Below are 481 nucleotides of genomic sequence, written 5' to 3'. Positions count from 1 at the left end.
GACCTGATTGGCGCTCAGCGCGGCGATCGCGTCGGACTTCAGTGCGGCGAAGTCGGCCGTTTCCAGCGCGGCGATGGCGGCGGTGCTCAGGCCGGCCACTTGCGCGGTGCTCAGCGAGCTTGCCTGGGCGGTGGTCAGCGCGACGATCTGGTTGGTGCTCAAACCGGACACGGCGGCGGTGCTCAGCGCGGCGATCTGGTTGGTCGACAGCGCGGCAACTTGTGCCGTGGCCAGGCCGGCCAGCTGGGCGCTGCGCAGCACGGCGACGTTGGCGGTGGTCAGACCCGACAGGTCGGCGGTCTCGATGGCGCCGATGGCGTTGCTGCTCAGCGCGGCAATCTGGGCCGAAGCCAAGCTGCTCAGCTGGGCCGAGGTCAGCGCGACGACCTGGTTGGTGGTCAGCGCGGCGATGCCGGCGGTGCTCAGCGCGGCCAGCGAGGCGGTGGCCAGGTTGTTGACCTGGGCGGTGGTCAGCGCGGCG

1 pseudogene is annotated in these 481 nt (G+C 71.3%); it reads right to left on the bottom strand.

Annotated elements, in window-relative coordinates:
• Positions 1 to 481 (bottom strand): annotated as a pseudogene (locus KVP70_RS33210) (heme utilization protein); the annotation flags it as partial.

The organism is Duganella violaceipulchra (genome assembly GCF_019166075.1).
In the GTDB taxonomy this organism is placed as follows: Bacteria; Pseudomonadota; Gammaproteobacteria; order Burkholderiales; family Burkholderiaceae_D; genus Rugamonas; species Rugamonas violaceipulchra.
This window is presented reverse-complemented; position numbering and strand designations above follow the sequence as displayed.